Below are 18,882 nucleotides of genomic sequence, written 5' to 3' on the forward strand. Positions count from 1 at the left end.
CGGTTTTGATCAAACGTGATTTGCAGCCTGCGACCTGGCTACAGTGTGTGAATAACGTTGCGGCCGATGGACATCGGTTAATGGGATGGAAGGGGAGAGCCATGAAGGTGAAAAAGGCAAACATGGGACGTGCCGGTTGGATCGGCCTACTGGGTGTAGGCGCGCTGAGCGCATTGGCGCTATGGCTGCCCCCGTCGGTATCGCCTGTGCGCACAAGTACAGCGGGCCACACCTATATCCTCCCGCCCTCCGCAGAGGTCAGTCACACACTGCTTCCCGACGGACGCGTGCTTGATGTGCATGGCGCCGCTGGAGTGGCTTATCTGATCGATGGCACCTCCCGCCAGAAATTAACCCTGCCCGAACCCCGTCACTTCGCGTCAGTGACGGTGTTGTCCGGTGGCCAGGTGCTACTGTGGGGCGGGGTCGACAACCAAGGCCGCGTGCTGGACACGGGCGAATGGTTCGATCCGGCGAGCGGCCGCTTTGTACCCACGGGCCTCTTGGGTCTGCCCGCGCGTGCGGGGCATGCGCTTACGGTTTTGAGTGACGGCCGTTTGCTGATGACCGGAGGGTGGGCTAGCGATGGTGTGGCCGCGACACAGGCGGCCGTGTGGGATCTAAAGTCACACGACCTCACTTCCCTCGACGGTACGCAGGTGCCACGAATCTATGCCGTGGCGACGCTGCAAGAGGATGGCAGTGTTCGCATCGAGGGCGGCGTCGATGCTAACGGCCTGTCGGTACCTTCGGTCGTACGCTTTGATCCGGAACATCAGCACTTCGATGTATTACCCGAGTACGTAGGAGCTCGCGCGGCGGCACCACGCATCATCCCTTTACCGGGCGTGGACAGGCAAGCGGCCCCCATCCAAGGTCCCTTGACCCTTCGCTTCAACACCGCCATGGACGTGCGCGCGCTAAATGCCAAAACCGTCACCTTGCTTGGTCCTGAAGGCGTGGTGCCGATCCACGTCGTTGCTACCAACGATGGCCGCCAGGCCTTCGTGCAGTTGCCCGATGACTTGTATCCAGGCTCTCGCTATACGTTGTTTGTGAAGGACCTCCGGACAGCTGAAGGTGACGTCGTCAAATACACGGCGACGGGTTTCACGACCGGAAGTACAGACGCCAACGGTGTTGTCATCGCCGGCCACGGTGCGCGCCCAGGGCCGGAGGTCACGGACCCGTCTGCTTCGCTGCCGCCGATTTATGTGATGGCCGGAGGGGGGCGTGATGCGCCGTGCGCCGATGGCCAGCTGTGTCGGCCTCACAGCGCAGTCCGCGATGGCGCTTTCTATCCTGGCAAGAACAACGCACCGGATATCACGGGCGCTCATTGGCGTTTGTACGCACCGTATCGGCACTTGCCAGATACGCGTGCGCAGGAGGCTAGCTTTCCTAAAGGCACCACAGCGCTGGTCGGCCAAGTGCGGCAGATCGATGAGAGTCCCGTGGCCAATGTGGAGGTAAGCCTCGGGGATGTCAGGGTGCATACCGACGAACACGGTGTATTCGTGCTCTCTGCGATCCCGGCCGGTCGCGGCGAACTGTTGGTGGATGGCGCATCCGCTAGCCACGGTGGCCGGAAGTATGGGCGCTTTGTGGTGGCCGCCGATGTCAAGGCGGGCGCCGTTACACGCATGCCGTTTGTGATGTATCTGCCGCGCATTCTGCCGCGTGACGAGATCATCTTGCCGACACCGACCACTCGTGAGGTCGTGCTGACGCACCCGGACATGCCTGGCCTGGAGGTGCATGTGCCCGCGGGCGCGGTCTTCAAGGGGCGCGACGGCAACGTGCTCTCGCATATCGCACTGGTACCAACCCCGGTCGATCGCGCACCGTTTCCGCTCCCTGACAACTTTCCCATGTACTTCACCATTCAACCCGGTGATGCGGTGGTGCAGGGGTTGACGCCGGAGGCTGCTAAGGGCCTTCGCATTGTGTATCCCAACTATGGCCAGGCCAAAGCCAATAGCTCTGCCGACTTCTGGGTCTACAGCATCAAAGAAGGCTGGCAGATGTATGGCACCGGGCAAGTCACCGCCGATGCCAAGCATTTGGAACCGAACCCAGGGGTCACCCTGGCTTGGGCACTGGGGGCGGGCGCGTCACAGAGTCAAAGCAATCCGCCAACGTCGATGAAGCTATGCAACAGCCATGTAGCTAAGCCCATAGACTTGCAAACCGGCATCATGTTCCACGAATGGAACGACTTCGCTATCAGCGACGTCCTGCCGCTGACGCTTACACGCGCCTATTCCTCCGCGGATCCCAACCCTCACGTCTTTGGCATCGGCGGCAATGCCAATTTTGGTATCCACTTGTGGAGCGCGGGCGGTGGCGTGACCACCGCCATGTCCTTGGTGCTTCCTTGTGGCGAGGGCGTTGCGTACAACCAGATTAGCGGCAATGACAACTGGCCGCTGGCGGGTTCAGTGTGGGCCCATAACAGCACCAATTCCGCCTTCTATGGATCGAGCATCCAGTTTCTGCAAGACAATACGCCGCTCGGAGCGCATTGGCTCCTGAATCTTAGGGACGGCACACAGTATGCCTTCACGCGCCACGTACCCAATTCCCTGTCCTGGATCCAGGACCGCTACGGTAACCAAATCCAATTCAGCTACAACGGCGGGCTCATACAGCAAATGGCGTCGCCCAGCGGGCGCTCCATCACCTTCAACTACGACAGTAGTAATCGCGTCATCGGAGCGACGGATAACGCGGGTCGCACGATCACCTACGCGTACAACGCAGCGGGTAGCCTAGCCACGGTCACTTACCCGGATCAGACCACTGAGCAATACACCTACGACGGCAACAATCGCATGGTGACCATGCAAGACCGTCGCGGACATGTCTCGGTGACGAATCAATATGACACCAACGGCCGGGTGACCAAGCAAGCCTACGCGGACAACACCTATTACCAGTTTGGCTACACCACCGACAGCAGCAACACGGTGACGGCCACTATGGTGACTGATCCCAACGGTAATCAGCAGCAGTTCGCCTTTGATCCGATTAGTAAGTACACATCCAGTATCACAGCAGCTTATGGCACACCCCTGGCACAAACATCGACCTTCTCGCGCGAAGCCTCGGGCTTGCTCGATAGCGAGACCGATGCCCTGGGTCGCAAGAGCACCTACACCTACGATGCGGTCGGCAATGTGCTCAGTGTCACGAGGCTCGCTGGCACGGCAAACGCCACGACGACCCAGTTCACCTACACCTCGGATTTCAGCCAGCTCGCCTCGATCAAAGATCCACTCGGCAATGTCACTGCCATGGGTTACACCAACGGTTGCTTGACACAGGTCACCGATGCCCTGGGGCATAGCACGAGTATCCAGTGCAATGGAGCAGGCCAGCTCGTGTCGGTTAAAGATGCCCTTGGCAACATGTCACTAGTTGCCTACCAAGGTTATGACTTGCAGAGCGTCACGGACCCGCTGAATCGGGCGACGAGTTTTGCAGTGGACAATCTGGGGCGCCGCATCGCATCGCGAGATCCGATGGGGAATGTGGCGTTGATGCAGTACGACACCAATGATCGCGTGGTGTCTATGACCGATGCCCTCAATCAAACCAGCACCTTCAACTACGATGGTAACGGCAATACGCTTAGCGTCACGCTTCCCAACCAGGCTGTGATCGCCAGTACCTACGATAATCGCGATCGCCGCATTACCCGCACGGATGCCCTGGGGCAAAGCGAGTCGTGGACCTATGACGGTCTGGGCAACGTGCTTACGTACACCGACCGCAAGAAGCAGGTCACCGACTACAGCTACGACACGTTGAATCGCCGCAGCCTCGTCGCGTATGCGGATGGCGGTGGAATGCAGCCCGTCTACGACGCCGGCAACCGGGTTATCAGTGTGACCGATTCAGCCTCCGGTACGATGAGCTGGACGTATGACGGCTTGGACCGCGTCACTAGTGAGGCCGGTAGCCTAGGCAGCGTGGCTTACACCTACGACGCTGCCGGTCGTCGCACCAGCATGACCGCCGCGACGCAAGCCGTGGTCAACTACAACTACGATAATGGCAACCGCCTGACAGCCATCAGTCAGGGCGCAGAAACGGTCCAGTTGGCCTTCGACGCCGACAACCGCCGCACCGTGCTCACCTTGCCTAACGGCGTCACGGTTAACTATGGCTACGACAATGCCAGTCAATTGGTGAGCCTGGGTTACGTCCAGGGTAATGGCACCAACCTTGGTAACCTGACGTATGGCTACGACGCAGGTGGTCGTCGCATTAGTAAGGGCGGTAGCTTGGCAACGGACCTACTGCCGACGCCAAGTAGCGCGGCCGCAATCATCGACCTTAATGGCCGCAAGACGTCCTTCAATGGCCAAGCCCTCAGCTATGACGCCAACGGTAACCTGCTGAGCGACGGCACAAATACCTATACCTGGAACGCGCGAAACCAGCTTGTACAAATCAGTCAGGGCGGCACGCCGCAACTTAAATACAACTTTGACGCTTTGGGCCGACGTATCAGCAAGACTGTGCAGGCTGGCTCCGCCACGCAATACCTCTACGATGGCGCCAATGCCGTGCAAGAGACGCAAGGCAATGTCGTCAACCCCATTCTTACTGGCTTAGGGATCGATGAGCGGTTTGCGCGCAATGACGTGACGGGAAGAACGTACTTCCTGACCGACGCGATCAACAGCACAATTGGATTGACGGATTCGACTGGTGCGATCAGAGAGCAATACAGCTACGATCCATATGGCAACGTGACGTTGACTGATACGACGAGCGGCTTTACGAATCCCTACCAGTATACGGGGCGTGAGGCGGATGCCGCGGGTCTTTACTATTACCGATCGCGTTACTACAGCCCGGTGATGGCGAGCTTTATCAGCGAGGATCCTCTGGGATTGGGTGGCGGGCAGGCGAGTTTTTATGCCTATGTCGGCGGTGATCCGCTAAGCAATGTTGATCCGATGGGATTGGCCCCTGGAGATGTGTTCGGCAGTCTTGGCGCCGCCAGAAGTGACGCGCAAGCGTACATGGCAGGACTAAATGGAAGCGCGTTACATCAGTTTTTTTTGGGCGCCAAAGGTATTGCGATCTTTCATGAAGTCCAGGGCTGCTCCGGTCAATTTACATACGACGTTGCCCCAATCGCGATGGGTACGCCACCTCTTCCGGTTCGAACGGTGGCGCTCTCACTTGCAGAGCAACTTGCGTTGGAGGAAGCGGCAGCCGGTGCGGGGGAAAGAATCATGGCGGGAAGGATTAACGATCCGGCTTACCCTGAAGAGATCTACGCAAAGATGGAGCACATTCATGAAGACCTCCAAACAGGAGAGAAGATTGTGATCCATTACTGGGAGAATCTTGTGACCGGAGTGCGCGATGGATTTAAGTTTAAATAACGTCCCCCTTTCTGATGTTCAGATGGTGGATTTGGGAGCTCTTTGGAAGTTGAAGCTGATTCGCTCCGAACAGCTGCAGCAACTAGCTTCTGATCTCCTGTCTTTAGATGTCGCCTCTGAGCAGCTGGTGGAGATCATGGTCTGCGCCAAGGGCGACAATGAACGAATGTCGGGACTTTTCGATAGCTTTCTTCGTGAAAGCGGAGTCGCTGTCGAGTCGAATCCAGATGCGCTTAGGCAGATTGCAAAGGGGGTTTCCGCCTCGATTGTCTCCGGGCAGATTTCCCCAGAAGAGGGGGCGAGATTTCTGTGGGATGCTGTATTGAGCAGCAAAGAACGAGGGTTTCACGAACTTGATGAATTCATTTACGCGGCTAGCGAAATGGCCGATAGAGTGGAAGATCGTGCCTTTTTTGAGAAGGCAATTCGTGATGCAGCGGGGCGCTGGCTAGAAGGTGGATGATTCTCCGCTGATGCATCATCTGTTGCGTGAGGAGTCCCCGTCGCTGCCATGATCGGATACCTTCAGTCCATCGCACCCGGCTTCGTCGGAAGAGCACGACGAGCACGTGACATCGGTAGCAAGCTGAACGCCGCTACCGATGTCGCGCACCAGGAGAACGGTTGATGAGCTACGCCACCGACGACGCTGAGCGGTCATCCGCCGAGCAAATCCTGCTCCTGTGCCGAGCCAAGCTCTTGGGCGAGATCCGGCAGGAGACGTCGAGCGGCCAGCCCGATGTGGACCGCGTGGCTGACCTGGAGCAGATGGTGGACCAGCTGCGTGACGATCTCCGCGTGGTCCGGTCTGGTGATCGTGCAGTGATCACGCGGGCACGCGTGCTCTACGGTCGGCTCGTGCGCCAGTGGTATGCACGAGCAGCGCACTGACCCCTTGCATCATCGCTGCATCATTTTTGCAGCATCTTTGCATCACGATGCATCATCGTTGCATCAAATCTGCATCATCTTCGCATCATCCGTGCAATGCATCGTGGCCCGTTGGGCCACGTGATCGTGTTTGACCTTCTTGGCGTGCAGGCATCGGCTTTTAGGGGTGTTTTTGGCCGGTTTTTGGCCCTTAACCCTTAAGCCGATGCGCCATACACCATACGCACCTTGTCAGGGGGGCGGTGTGCTCTTGTGGAAAAGTGGGCACAGTGTCCATTCGCAAGCGCGCAGGTGGTCGCGGTAGCCCAGAAATCCGATCATGCCCCGCGCTGCACCGTTGGCACAATGTCGCGCCCGGCGATGAATTCACCCGTCTTGCGATTGATCCGCAGCTCACGCGGCTGACCACCGTGTGGCACCAGAACCAGGTCGAGCGACATACCATCGTCGTGCGCCCATTCCTGCCCACAGCGCGCGATGCCGATGCGCTGGAACGTGTCGGCGACAAGCTGCCGGGCCTTCATACGCGCGTCCGGGTCTTGCGCGGCGACGCCCTCGACCAGTGCGGCCCATGCCTCAGCGGCGGCTGGTGTCCTCCGGCTGAGTGCGGCCAGTTCGGTCTCGGCGTCGGCTAGGTCGTGCCGTGCTTTCTGCAACGAGGTCTCCAGCTCGCGCGCCTTCGCCAATAAGAAGCCGGGGGCAGCACCGTCGCCGGTGAGCAGAGCCTCAGTGAGGCGGCCCGTTTGTGTTTCTAGCTCCGCGATACGCGTCCTGGCGCCCGCAATGCGCGCCTTGATGGGCGCGTCGCTGGCGCCGTTATCGAGCAGCCGACTGAGCCGCATCTGATCAGAGCAGTAGGTGAGGAGGGCGCGCTCAATCGGCGCGATCGTGGTCGAGCCCGACACCGGACACGCGCGGCTGGCATCGGCGCTGCAGTTGATTCGCCGGTGGCTGTCGCGGACGTGGCCGCGTTCGTCGCGCTTGCGATTGACCATGTTCTGGCTTGCCATCGCGCTGCCGCAATACGCGCAACGCGTGATCCCGAGGCCCGTGATGATGCCAACCATGCCGGAGTCGCCCTTGACCCGCCTGCGCTGTTTAAGGGCGAGCTGCAGTTCATCGAATTCGGTTTGGGTGAGTGCCGGCGGGTAGTAGCCAGGGAGCCGGTATTCGATCCCGTCGACCTCCAGCACCTTTGTGCCAACTAGCGCGGGCAGGCGCAGCAGCTTGTAGAGGTGGCTGGCGGCGGTAGGGCGATCGCTGACGGACAGCCCGGCTGCCTTGAGCTGGTCCACGATGGCTAGGCTTCCGTGCCCCTGCAGGAACAGGTCGATGACCATGCGCACCGCACCCACGCGGCCGGGAATCAGGTGCCAGGCGCCATCTCGGTACTCGACCCACTTCGGGTCTTTCCCGTTGCGAATAACGCCACGGTAGGCGCCGGCCTGCCACTGCTCGCACAACCGGCGCACTGCGGCCTTCACGCGCTTGGACTTGGTCTCGGACTCCTCATTGGCGCGGATCATCACCAGGAGCGAGTAAATGAGGCCCATCGGGTTCGCCTTGAGGCTTTCCCGGCTGTACTGCTGGCCGTCGCTGGCGGTGACCACCGTGATGCCGGCGGTGATGATCTGGGTGAGCTGGGCCTGGGCCTCGATTGGTTCAGCGCGGCTCAGACGATCCAGGCCCTCGACCACCAGCACCGAGCCAGGGGCGATCTGGCCGCCCTCAATGGCGCGCAGGAATGTGCCGAGAGCCCCCTTTTTCACGTGCGCCTGGTGGTAGGCGCTCAGGCCCTCATCGCGCATGGATAGGGTGGTGTCCAGCACCAGGCCGTGATCAGCGGCCCATTTCTCGGCGTAGGCGGCCTGGCGGTCAGCGGAGCTGCCGGCGGCCTGCTTGGCGTCAGAGAACCGCAGGTAGCTGTATACTTTGGCGTTTTGGCGCATCTGGCGGACCCTACCATGACATTACCTAACCGTGTAGGGATGATATCCCTGGGTTGCCCCAAGGCGCTGGTCGATTCCGAACGCATCCTCACCCAGTTGAAGGTCGAGGGTTACGAGATCGTGCCCAGCTACGGCGCCGCTGATGCCGTGGTGGTTAACACCTGTGGCTTTATCGATGCCGCCGTGCAGGAGTCGCTGGACGCCATTGGTGAAGCCTTGCATGAGAATGGCAAGGTGATCGTCACTGGTTGCCTGGGCAAGCGCTCGGAGCTGATTCGCGAAGCCTATCCGGATGTGCTGGCCATTACTGGCCCGCAGGACTATGTGAGCGTAATGAACGCGGTGCATTCGGCGCTGCCGCAGCAGCGCAATCCGCTGCTGGATATCATTCCGGACACCGGCGTCAAGCTCACGCCCAAGCACTACGCGTATCTCAAGATTTCTGAAGGCTGCAATCACCGCTGCAGCTTCTGCATCATTCCTTCGATGCGTGGCGACCTGGTATCTCGTCCGGTCGACGAGGTGCTGATGGAAGCCGAGCGTCTGGCGAAGGGTGGCGTGAAGGAGCTGCTGGTGATCTCGCAGGACACCAGCGCTTACGGCGTGGATGTGAAGTACGCCGAGCGTCAGTGGCGCGACAAGAGCTACCGCACGCGCATGACCGAGCTGTGCGAGGGCCTGTCCGAGCTCGGCGTGTGGACGCGTCTGCACTACGTCTATCCGTATCCGCACGTCGACGAAGTGATGCCGCTGATGGCGGAGGGCAAGATCCTTCCGTATCTCGATATCCCGTTCCAGCACGCCAGCCCGCGCATCCTCAAGCTGATGAAGCGCCCGGGCAATATCGACAAGACGCTGGAGCGCATTCGCAACTGGCGCAAGGTGGTGCCGGATCTCACCATCCGCAGCACCTTCATCGTGGGTTTCCCGGGCGAGACGGATGCCGAGTTCGAAGAACTGCTCGACTTCCTGCGCGAGGCAGAACTCGATCGCGTCGGCGCGTTTGCCTATTCGCCGGTGGACGGTGCCAAGGCCAACGAACTGCCGGGCGCAGTGTCTGAAGAATTGAAGGAAGACCGCCTGGAGCAGTTCATGGCGGTGCAGGCGGAAATTTCCGCCGCGAAGCTGCAGCGCAAGATCGGCCGCACCATCAAGGTGCTGGTGGACGAGGCCGGCAAGGATGGGGCCGTGGCTCGCTCCGCTGCCGACGCGCCGGAGATCGATGGCGTGGTGCACATCGCCAACGGCCAGTCGCTCAAGCCGGGTCAGTTTGTCGACGTCGTGGTGGAAGGCGCCGACGAGCACGATCTGCACGCCCGTCTGCTGGGCTGAGTTACTGCCACGGCGTGATGTGATGCGTTACATCGCGCCCGAGCGGGGAACGGTCGAGTCAACGCAGTTTGAGCTGGCACCTCTGCGCGGCTGCTTGGCGCATGCCGACTGGCTTCAAGGAAGCGAGTGGCCGTCGATCGATGCGCTCAACACAGCGCGCCCCGAGGCGATGGCTGAATGTTTCGTCGCACAGACATCGGCACTGCTGGGTGATGGCCTGCATTACGAACAGCGCATCGCCGAACGCGGCGAGATAGCCACGCGCGAGTCCAACTGGCACGACCTGTTCAATGCGCTGATATGGCTACGCCACGGGCACATCAAGCGTGCCCTCAATGCGGGACAGATGGCGGAAATCGCACATATGGGGCCGCGTGACCGATCACGCGCCCAGTATGCGATGACGCACTTCGACGAAGCCGGTGTACTGGTGATGCTGCGCGATCCCGGCTTGCTTGGCCTATGGGATGCCCATGACTGGCACGGCCTGTTCTGGCGCGAACGCACCGCATGGACCGATGGGCGCATCTCGGTCGAGGTGTTTGGTCACGCGCTCCTGGAACACGCCCTTACGCCCGGCAAGCTGCTCGTGGGCAAGGCGCTTGCGTTCCTTGGTGATGCATCAGCGGAAAGTGTGGAAAGCAGTTGTGCCAATGGAATCCAGGCAGGGCGCCTGCTGCGTGACCCGCTTGATTTACGCCCTTTGCCCCTGTCCGGAATCCCCGGCTGGCATCCCGCGAACGACAGCGAACGGTTCCATTGCGAAACGCCTTGCTATCAGCCGCGACGGTCGGGACGTGAATATCCGACGCCCACCAAGCTCTGACCTGTCACCCCTGGCATTTTCGAAATTGCTCCGGCGTCTCAATCGCGCTACAACGCTTCCAGCGGCGCACTAGGACCGGGCAACGCTGGGGCGGGCATGGATATGGCTTGTCGTGAGCGCATTGGAATAGGGCGATGGTTGCTCAAGGCTGGCCTGCTGGCCTGCCTGCTTTCGCCCGTCGTTTCTTCTGGTGAAGACGATGCAACGTCAGGCAAAGGGGCCACCGCCATCCGCTTCGGCATTCTGCCGATTGGCAGCGCCGCCGAATCGCGCGAGCAGTGGCGACCCTTGCTCGAAGATCTGGAAAAGAAGCTGGGTCATCCGGTGACCACTGTTTCGGTCAGTAGTTATGCGGGTCTCTCGGGTGCCATCAGCGATCAGCGTGTCGACGTGGCGTTTCTCTCGGGGCGGCTCGCCGTCGATGCGGTGGTGCATCAGCAGATGAGCGTGGTGGCTCAGTTCGAGCGCAGCGATGGCGCGAAGGGCAATGTCGCCATGCTGATTGTGCGCGCCAACAGCCCCATCCGTAATCTCAAGGATTTGTTGGCCCACCCGGGACGTTGGAGCTACGGGCGAGGCGAGGCGCTTTCGGTGACAGGCTATGTGGCGCCCGAAGCGGAGGTCTTCGCGCCGCGTGGACTCAACTCCGATACTTTTTTTACCCGCGTTCGGGTGGGCAATCATCAGAACAACGCACTTGCCGTGGTGAATGGTGAAGTCGACGTCGCCACTTGCAACAACCCTGATTTGGACCTGTTCCAGCGCACATTTCCCAGTGAGGCCGCGCAACTCCGGGTCATCTGGCGCTCCACGTTGATTCCTACGGGCGTGCTGGTGGTGCGCGATGGACTGCCTGAACCGCTGCGCGGCCAGCTGGTCGACTTCATGCGCGGGTACGGACATGCGGCCGGCGCGGCGGGTGAGCGCGAGCGGGCCAATCTCGCGCGTATCCCGGATCTGGCAGGTTTTTCCCCAGCTGACAACAGCGTTCTGCAACCTTTTGTCGATCTGGAGTTCAAACTTATCCGCGAACAGGCTGAACACGGCCGCTGGGTCAACGAGCAGGCCAAACAGGCCCGCCTCAAGCAGATCGAAGCGGATTACCAGAAGGCAGTGCGTCAGCTGTCGCGACTGAAGCCGCATTCGGGCGTTTAAGGCGATACGTCATCAGTGTTGCCTTGATGCTACGGTGTGGCGTTTTACGGGTGTATCTGACGGAGACTTTCATGTCCGCTTTTGATCGTGTGTTGCGCGTGTGCCGCCTTGGCGTGCTGACGCTGGTGTTGGGTGTGGTGCCGCTGACGCATGCTCAGGTCGCGCCACCTGGGTTGACGCAGACGGACAAGGAGCAGATCAAGAAATACACGCTCAATGACGACGTGTTCAATCGGCTGGTAGCCGCCACGCAGGAGGCGCGCGCCACCGGCATTCCGCCGCAGGCAGCGCCCGACGCCACCAAGGTGCACAGCCTGGACGACCTCGCCAATCAGGCGATGGCGAGCGACCCGCGTATTCCCGTGCTGGTGAAGAAGTATGGCTTCACGCCCCGCGAATTCATGGTGGCCAATATCGCGTTGATGAACGCCATCATGGCGGCACGTGCGCGCAACGATCCTGCGCTGTCGAACAACCTCAACAAGGTCTGGGTCAATCCAGACAACATCCGTTTCGTCGATTCACACCAGGCGCAAATCGCGGCACTGCTGCAGGGACCGGGGCAGAGTGCCCCTGCAGAAGGGCATCAGTAAGCCACCTCGATGATGACGAAGCGGGTGCGGCCGCCGGGAAGTTCGGCTTCGAACTCGTCGTCCACACGCTTCTTGAGGATGGCGCGGGCCAGGGGGGAGTCGATGCTGATCCAACCCTGGCGTGCGTCGGTTTCATCGGGACCGACGATGCGATAACGCAGGGTTTCACCGGAGTCGGCATTTTCCAGCTCGATGCTGGCGCCAAAAAACACCACGTCACGATCCGCCGGCGCCCCCTCGGCCACTTTGAGCGAGGGGATGCGCTTGCTCAGGTAACGCACGCGACGATCGATCTCGCCTAGCTGCTTTTTGCGATAGGTGTACTCGGCGTTCTCCGAGCGATCGCCTTCGGCCGCGGCAGCAGCGAGCGCTTTCACCACTTCGGGGCGCAGCGTGTGCCACAGGTGATCGAGTTCGGCCTTCAGCCGCTCGAAGCCGTCGCGGGTGATGATGGCGGTGGAGGAGGGGGACGGTGGGCGCCAGCGGCTCATGCGGGTTTCGTCTGTGCTTGCAATTGCTGCGCGAGTGCGTCGATGTCACGGCGCAGCGGATGGTCGGGCCAGTGAGCCGACAGTTTACCAAGCAGCACCAGCGCGTCGGCCGTGTGCTCGGGCATGACGGCAAGCAGGCGTGCGGCCAGCAGACCATAGGTAGGGGCGTCTGGCGAGCGCGGCCATCGCGAGAGAATGCCGCGACACATGCGCAAGGCCAGATGGTTCATGCCAGATCGCGCTGCCAATGCTGCCAATGGGCCGGCGATGGATGGATCATCTGGCAGAAAGGCAGCATCGATTTCCTGGCATTCCTGCACCAGGCCCAATGCCCGACGAGACTCGCCACTGGCCATCAGTGCGGCGATCCAGATCTGCCCGTGCTCGAGCAAACCATCGCGCAAGCCTTCCTGTCGCAGCAGTTCGCGATAGGCGTGATGCAACGGAGCTGGGGCACTGCGGCCCTGCATGCGTGTGACCAGCATGGCAATGGCCAGGCGACGATCAGCTGGAGCGACGTCATGCACTTGTTGCAGCAGTTGCGCGTCGTCGTCCTGACCGTTCTCGCGCACCAGTTCTTCAGCTTCGGGCTCAAGGCCAAAACGCTCATGGTGCTGATGGACCATGGCGCCCATCAGGTGCAGGTTAAGGATGATCAGATAGGTGCAGGCGAAAGCAAACAACGGTAACGAGAGCAGCTTCGGCAACATGCCGCTGGCCACCGAGGCCAACAGAATCAGCATGCCAGTCGCAAGATTGAGCCCCACCGGAATCAGGTATGCCCAGCCGAACCGGCGAATGACCTCCCACCAGGTCACCGGGCTCATCGCCAATTCCATGCTGCCGTCGAAGGCCAGCGACATGTCGATCGCGGGCAGCATGGCCGCAAACAGAATCATCAACGGCCATAGCGCTTGCGGACAAAAGAAGGCGCTGATGAAACAGAGCGCAAACGCGAACAGATGGACGGCGGTCAGTCCGTTGCCGGCCGCAGGGTTTTCGTCCACCCCGACATCCGGCGGATCGGCATAACCATTGGCCGTTTGCGTTAGGCATACAGCGGCGTAACGCCAGGTGGCAGCCCAAAGCGCAAAACTGGCAACGATACCGATAAACGCGGGCAGCATGACCAGATAGTGGGCGACGGCCAGCGCCGCGCATGTCGCCAGCGCTCCGCCACGCAAGGGGTAGCTCAGGCCGGTGACAAGGCGCTCGCTGAAGGGGGTGTCAGCTGAAACCGTCGCAATGCGAATCATCGTGCCAGCTATTCCTTGCGGGGTGATACGGGTTCAAATGGCGGTATGCGCAGGCGCGCGAGTCTCGTTTGGCGGCACGGCGAGTGCTATGGGGCGCGATAGCACTCGATGTATCCGTGCTTTTCCAGCCAGCCGTCTTTGAAGTGGCGGCAAAGAAATGTCCCCATCCGCCCGTCGGCGTACAGGACCAGAAAAACGATCAGTACGGCCACGGAAGCCGTTGCGATGATGCGCACATGAGACATGGCTTAGCGCTTGCCGCCGAAAATGCTGCCCAATACGCCGCGCACGATCTGCTGCCCCAGGCGTGAGCCCACGGCGCGGCTGGCCGATTTCGCCATGGCTTCGATCATGCCCTGGCGTCGGCTGGTACCCAGCAAGGCGTCGCGCACGGCGTCGCTCCAGCCAGGTTCGCCGCTGGCGGTGCCGGCGGGCGTGTTTTTGGCCGAGATCGGCGGGGCGGCAGCTTTGTCGTTGGCGCGTTTGGCGAGAATCTCGGCCGCCGATTCGCGGTTAATTGGCGTGTCGTACGTGCTGCCCACCGGCGAGCGCTGACGTACCGTGGTGCGCTCGGCATCGGTGATGGCGCCAATGCGGGCCGTGGGTGCAGTCACCATCACGCGTTCAACCGGCGAAGGCACGCCACCATCGCGCAGGGTCGAGGCCAACGCTTCGCCCACCGCGAGCTGAGTAATCGCGTCGGCGACGTTGATCGCCGGGTTTGCCACGAAAGTTTCGGCGGCGGCCTTCACCGCCTTCTGGTCGCGCGGCGTAAACGCGCGCAACGCGTGCTGCACGCGGTTGCCGAGCTGCCCGAGGATATTGCCGGGTACGTCGTCCGGGTTCTGCGAGCAGAAGTACACGCCCACGCCCTTGGAGCGGATCAGTCGCACCACTTGTTCCACACGCTGCTGCAGCGCCGGCGGGGCATCGTCAAACAGCAAGTGAGCTTCGTCGAAGAAGAACACCAGCTTCGGCTGGTCGAGGTCACCGACTTCCGGCAACTGCTCGAACAGTTCCGACAGCAGCCACAGCAGGAACGTCGAGTACAGGCGTGGCTTGAGAATCAGTTGATCCGCGGCGAGCACATTGATGACGCCGCGGCCGCTCATGTCCTGTCGCATCAGGTCGCTCAGTGCCAGCGCGGGCTCACCGAAAAACTGATCGGCGCCATCCTGCTCCAGCTTGAGTACGGCGCGCTGGATCGCTGCGATGCTCTGCGCGCTGATCAGGCCGTAATGCGCGGAAATGTCCTTGGCGTTCTCGCTGGCGAAGCCGAGCATGGCGCGCAGGTCGGGCAGATCGAGCAGCAGCCAGCCCTGATCGTCGGCCACTTTGAAAATGACCTCGAGCACGCCTTCCTGCGTGTCGTTGAGTTCGAGTACACGACCCAGCAGGGTTGGGCCCATCTCACTGATGGTGGCACGCACCGGGTGTCCGAGCTTGCCGTAGATGTCCCAGAAAATGACTGGATTGGCCTGCGGCTTCCAGTCGGTGATGCCGAGCTTGGCCAGTCGACCTTTCAGCTTGTCGCCCGGCTCACTGGCAGGCATGGACAGGCCGGCGAGATCGCCTTTCGCATCGGCCAGAAAGCAGGGTACGCCCAATTTGGAGAAACCCTCGGCCAGCACCATCAGCGACACGGATTTGCCGGTGCCGGTCGCGCCCGCGATCATGCCGTGCCGGTTGCCGTAGCGTGCGTCCAGGTTGACGCTGGCGTGGTCGTTGCGACCGATGAGAATGTCCGTCATGGGGTTTCTTCCTTTGAGTACTGGCTGATTGTAGCCACGCAGGTGTGCGAGCGCGCTGCGTCTTCACGCGCGCGTGACGGTGTTCGCCGGCAACACGTCGCGTTGCAAATCGGTTGAGTCGATGCCCCTTGGCGCAGTAAGGTCGGCCCTTCGATCGGATAGCGAAGTCCCCCATGGTTTTCCCCGCGTTTTCCCGCTTTCCACGCCTGGCCCCCCTCGCTGCCGCGACCCTGTTGCTGGCCGCTTGTTCGAGCGGAGGCGGCACCAAGCCCTCGGCACATGCCAGCCAGCTGTACGCGCAGCTGGACCAGGCCAGTCACGGCTACGAAATGGCCGTCACGCAGGCGAAATCCGGCGACACGCAGGGGGCGCAGAAAACCCTCCAGGCGTCGCTGGATCAGTTGAAGAGCGCCGCCGCGCAATGTCCGTCGACGCCGGGCTGCGATCCGCAGCGCTTCTTCGCCGCTTTCGATCGTTTGCTGCGTCTGAAGGACAGCAATTTTGCGCTGGGCGAAGACATCGGCGGCACGGACGACGACCCGCCGGAGGGCAGCAGCAGTGGCAGGCAAGGGGCATCCAGCCTGCCGGAGGCCCAGCGCAGCGTGACCTTGCTGCGTGGGCAGCAGCTATCGCAGCTGATTGCCATGAACGGCCCGGTGAAAGCTGCGCTGGAAATGTGGCTCACCCAGTGGCGCGGCAACCTGATGGATGCCTACATCAACTACCAGTTCCTGCGTTACCAGATGTGGCCGGAATACCAAAAGCAGGATCTGCCTGAGGCCCTGCTGTTCGGCATCATCGCCAAGGAATCCGGTGGCAAGGTGCATGCGGTGTCGCGCTCGGGTGCAGCGGGGCCGCTGCAGTTCATGTACGCCACCGGTTTGCGTTTCGGCCTCAACACGGAAGACGGTTTTGATTCGCGCTTCGACCCGGCCGCGTCGGCGCGAGCCAATGCCGAGTACCTGGACGAACAGCTCGGCATATTCAACAACAACCTTGAGCTGACGCTGGCGGCCTACAACGGCGGGGAAGGTCGTATGCGCCGCATGGTGGGCGACAACACCTCGGTGAGCCTGTACGACCCGGTCATTTACAACCAGCTCTCGCAGGAAACGCGTGACTATGTGCCGTCGGTGCTGGCCGCCGCATGGCTGTTCCTGCATCCGGAAAGCTACAACCTTCGCTTCCCTAAGGTGGACGGCGCGCCAGGCAGCATCGTACTCAAGCGTCCCGCATCGCTTACCGAGCTGACGGTGTGCCTGGGTTCGGCGGGCGGCATGAGCGACGGCTGGTTCCGTACGTTGCGCAATCTCAATCCGCGGCTTGATCCGCAGGCTACACAGCCGACCGGGGTGCGCATCATGGTGCCCAGGGCGCTTGAGAAGCCGTACGAGGCTCGCTGCGTGGATGGACCCTGGCCGATTCTTGCCAACGACTTGCATACGGCCGTGTTGCCCGTGGTGCCATCGACGCCGACACCGGCGCCGGCCTCGTCAGCATCGCGTTCGTCGAGCTCCGGCAAAACTCGCGGCTACGTCGTCAGACGTGGCGACACCTTGACCAGTATCGTCGGCAAGGTGGGTTGCACCTCGGTGCAAGAGGTGGCGGAGATGAATGGCTTGAATCACCAGCACATCAAACCGGGGCAAACCTTGAAGGTGCCGACCTGCCGCTAGGCATGCCACTGGCATGGCTGAGCATTGAAGAAAACGCCGCCCCGGAAGGGCGGCGTTTTCCTTTCACGGCAAGGGGGATCAAGCTGCAGCTGATGCTTGCATCCACTTTTGCGTGGGGTCAGCCCGGTGCTCTTCCTTCAGTTCGCGCAGCAACCGCATCACTTCGCGATGGGGCGCCTGCAGGTTCGGGTGCGGGTTGTCCTTGGTTTCGTGGTAAGCCACGGCGAGCCACAGGGCAATGCCGCGCATGGCTACTTCGGGGTTGTCAGAACGGGCGCGTGCCAGGCCGATGTCGGTGCCCTGGCCCCATGGCAGGTAGCGCTCTTCCGCGGAGGTGCCATAGAGGTGAGGGAAGTCGCTGCGCGACGCCTGACCGATCTCCCGCAGGGCCATCGTGCCGAGCTGCGCGCGGCTGCGCTTGGGCAAGGACTGGATGTTGCGCGTGATCTCGCGTAGCTGCTGGGTGAGCTGGCGGGCGCGATTCATCGCGATTAGGCGGGTGACGATGCGCATGAAGTGTCCTCGAGTGGCCCCTGGGATGGCGCACGCGCAAAGCGTCGCCGGGTGGGGAGATTAACCTCGCCCGGCGATGCGGTGCGCCAAAAAGGTCACAAAACGACGTTGAACGTCACCGCGGCGTCAAAAAATTGACGCCCGCTGATCAATGTTTGAGCAGTGCCCCGAGGTGCTGGCCCACCTTGACCGGCTGCTGCGACGGCAGCGCGTCGAGCTCGGTGGTGCCTTCGGGGAACAGCAGAATGACGGTGGAGCCCATATTGAAGCGGGCCATCTCGGCAAAGCGTTCCAGCGTGATGTTCTGTCCGGCAAACGACTTGCGACGGATCGACGAGGCATAGGGCGGAATCACCAGGCCATCCCACACCGTGGCGACGCTGGACACCAGCACGGCACCCACCATCACCACCACAAACGGGCCGTGCTCGCCTTCGAAATGGCAGACCAGCCGCTCGTTGCGGGCGAACACGCGAGGGATGGCTTCCACCGCGAACGGCGCCACGCTGAAGATGCGGCCGGGCACGTGCACGGTTTCCTTGAGCGTGCCCTTCAAGGGCATGTGCACGCGGTGATAGTCGCGCGGCGACAGATAGATGGTGGCAAAGCGTCCGTTGCGATACGGCGCGGCGCTGACGTCATCGCCCAGCAGTTCGGCCGCCGTGTACTCCTGGCCCTTGGCCTGGAAGATGCGGCCGTCGACGATCTTGCCCATCTGGCTGATCTTGCCGTCGGCCGGGGAGAGCAGCGCTGCGGGATCGGCGTCAGCCTGTCGCGCGTCGGGACGCAACTTGCGGGTGAAGAACGCATTGAAATGCTGATAGGCCAGCGGATCGGGCTGCGCAGCCTCGGCCATATTGACCTGATACTTTTGCACGATGGTGCCGATCAGGAAGTTCTTCCACGGCTTGAACGTCCAGCGCGTGGCCCAGTAGACCACCCGCGACAGGGCGCGATGGGGGAGCAAGTATTGGAGGAGTACTTTGAAAGTCATCCGCCAAGTATGAAGGATGATCGCCCTGATTTCGCCGGTGCCTGCGACGC

At 61.5% G+C, this 18,882-nt stretch carries 14 protein-coding genes; 8 read left to right on the forward strand and 6 right to left on the reverse strand.

Annotated features, from left to right (window positions below):
* The first annotated feature begins 101 nt into the window (after window positions 1-101).
* The 3 genes from AC0GUR_RS03585 to AC0GUR_RS03595 all read left to right on the forward strand — a co-directional run bounded on the left by AC0GUR_RS03585 (window position 102) and on the right by AC0GUR_RS03595 (window position 6,296).
* A complete protein-coding gene (locus AC0GUR_RS03585) occupies window positions 102-5,405 on the forward strand; it encodes an RHS repeat-associated core domain-containing protein (protein ID WP_472876095.1) in 5,304 nt (1,767 codons plus the stop codon).
* Window positions 5,386-5,868 (forward strand): hypothetical protein, encoded by a 483-nt coding sequence (locus AC0GUR_RS03590; protein WP_472876096.1) that lies wholly within the window; start codon window positions 5,386-5,388, stop codon window positions 5,866-5,868. The genes AC0GUR_RS03585 and AC0GUR_RS03590 overlap by 20 nt, the downstream gene beginning before the upstream one ends.
* 164 nt (window positions 5,869-6,032) lie before the next feature.
* Window positions 6,033-6,296, forward strand: a complete 264-nt coding sequence (locus AC0GUR_RS03595; RefSeq protein ID WP_472876097.1) for a hypothetical protein — start codon at window positions 6,033-6,035, stop codon at window positions 6,294-6,296.
* Between the two features lie 317 nt (window positions 6,297-6,613).
* Here AC0GUR_RS03595 and AC0GUR_RS03600 read toward each other — a convergent pair whose 3' ends face one another.
* Window positions 6,614-8,245: a recombinase family protein gene (locus AC0GUR_RS03600; protein ID WP_472876098.1), complete on the reverse strand. Its 1,632-nt coding sequence runs from the start codon at window positions 8,243-8,245 to the stop codon at window positions 6,614-6,616.
* Between the two features lie 15 nt (window positions 8,246-8,260).
* On the opposite strand from AC0GUR_RS03600, the gene rimO reads away from it, so the two are divergent.
* The 4 genes from rimO (at window position 8,261) to AC0GUR_RS03620 (ending at window position 12,151) form a co-directional block, all read left to right on the forward strand.
* Window positions 8,261-9,577, forward strand: a complete 1,317-nt coding sequence (gene rimO, locus AC0GUR_RS03605; protein ID WP_472876099.1) for a 30S ribosomal protein S12 methylthiotransferase RimO — start codon at window positions 8,261-8,263, stop codon at window positions 9,575-9,577.
* Window positions 9,578-9,599: 22 nt separating this feature from the next.
* A complete protein-coding gene (locus AC0GUR_RS03610; protein ID WP_472876100.1) occupies window positions 9,600-10,403 on the forward strand; it encodes a DUF3025 domain-containing protein in 804 nt (267 codons plus the stop codon).
* 96 nt (window positions 10,404-10,499) lie between these two features.
* Window positions 10,500-11,558, forward strand: coding sequence for a phosphate/phosphite/phosphonate ABC transporter substrate-binding protein (phnD, locus tag AC0GUR_RS03615; protein ID WP_472876101.1), 1,059 nt, complete (start codon window positions 10,500-10,502; stop codon window positions 11,556-11,558).
* Window positions 11,559-11,629: 71 nt separating this feature from the next.
* Complete coding sequence (locus AC0GUR_RS03620) at window positions 11,630-12,151, forward strand: hypothetical protein (RefSeq protein WP_472876102.1); 522 nt, start codon at window positions 11,630-11,632, stop codon at window positions 12,149-12,151.
* Here the strand turns inward: AC0GUR_RS03620 and greB are convergent.
* The 3 genes from greB to AC0GUR_RS03635 all read right to left on the reverse strand — a co-directional run bounded on the left by greB (window position 12,145) and on the right by AC0GUR_RS03635 (window position 15,649).
* Window positions 12,145-12,642, reverse strand: a complete 498-nt coding sequence (greB, locus tag AC0GUR_RS03625; protein ID WP_472876103.1) for a transcription elongation factor GreB — start codon at window positions 12,640-12,642, stop codon at window positions 12,145-12,147. The genes AC0GUR_RS03620 and greB overlap by 7 nt on opposite strands.
* A complete protein-coding gene (locus AC0GUR_RS03630; RefSeq protein ID WP_472876104.1) occupies window positions 12,639-13,898 on the reverse strand; it encodes a hypothetical protein in 1,260 nt (419 codons plus the stop codon). Before AC0GUR_RS03630 ends, greB begins: the two co-directional genes overlap by 4 nt.
* A 248-nt stretch (window positions 13,899-14,146) precedes the next feature.
* Window positions 14,147-15,649 (reverse strand): helicase HerA-like domain-containing protein, encoded by a 1,503-nt coding sequence (locus tag AC0GUR_RS03635; protein WP_472876105.1) that lies wholly within the window; start codon window positions 15,647-15,649, stop codon window positions 14,147-14,149.
* A gap of 173 nt (window positions 15,650-15,822) precedes the next feature.
* Between AC0GUR_RS03635 and AC0GUR_RS03640 the strand changes: the two genes are divergently transcribed.
* Complete coding sequence (locus tag AC0GUR_RS03640) at window positions 15,823-17,325, forward strand: transglycosylase SLT domain-containing protein (RefSeq protein WP_472876106.1); 1,503 nt, start codon at window positions 15,823-15,825, stop codon at window positions 17,323-17,325.
* Between the two features lie 78 nt (window positions 17,326-17,403).
* Here the strand turns inward: AC0GUR_RS03640 and AC0GUR_RS03645 are convergent, their stop codons facing one another.
* On the reverse strand, window positions 17,404-17,838 hold the full coding sequence (locus tag AC0GUR_RS03645; protein WP_472876107.1) for a hypothetical protein: 435 nt from the start codon (window positions 17,836-17,838) through the stop codon (window positions 17,404-17,406).
* A gap of 148 nt (window positions 17,839-17,986) precedes the next feature.
* Complete coding sequence (gene asd, locus AC0GUR_RS03650; protein WP_472876108.1) at window positions 17,987-18,832, reverse strand: archaetidylserine decarboxylase; 846 nt, start codon at window positions 18,830-18,832, stop codon at window positions 17,987-17,989.
* Window positions 18,833-18,882 lie beyond the last annotated feature (50 nt).

This window comes from Dyella sp. PARNA 12/25 (assembly GCF_055702865.1).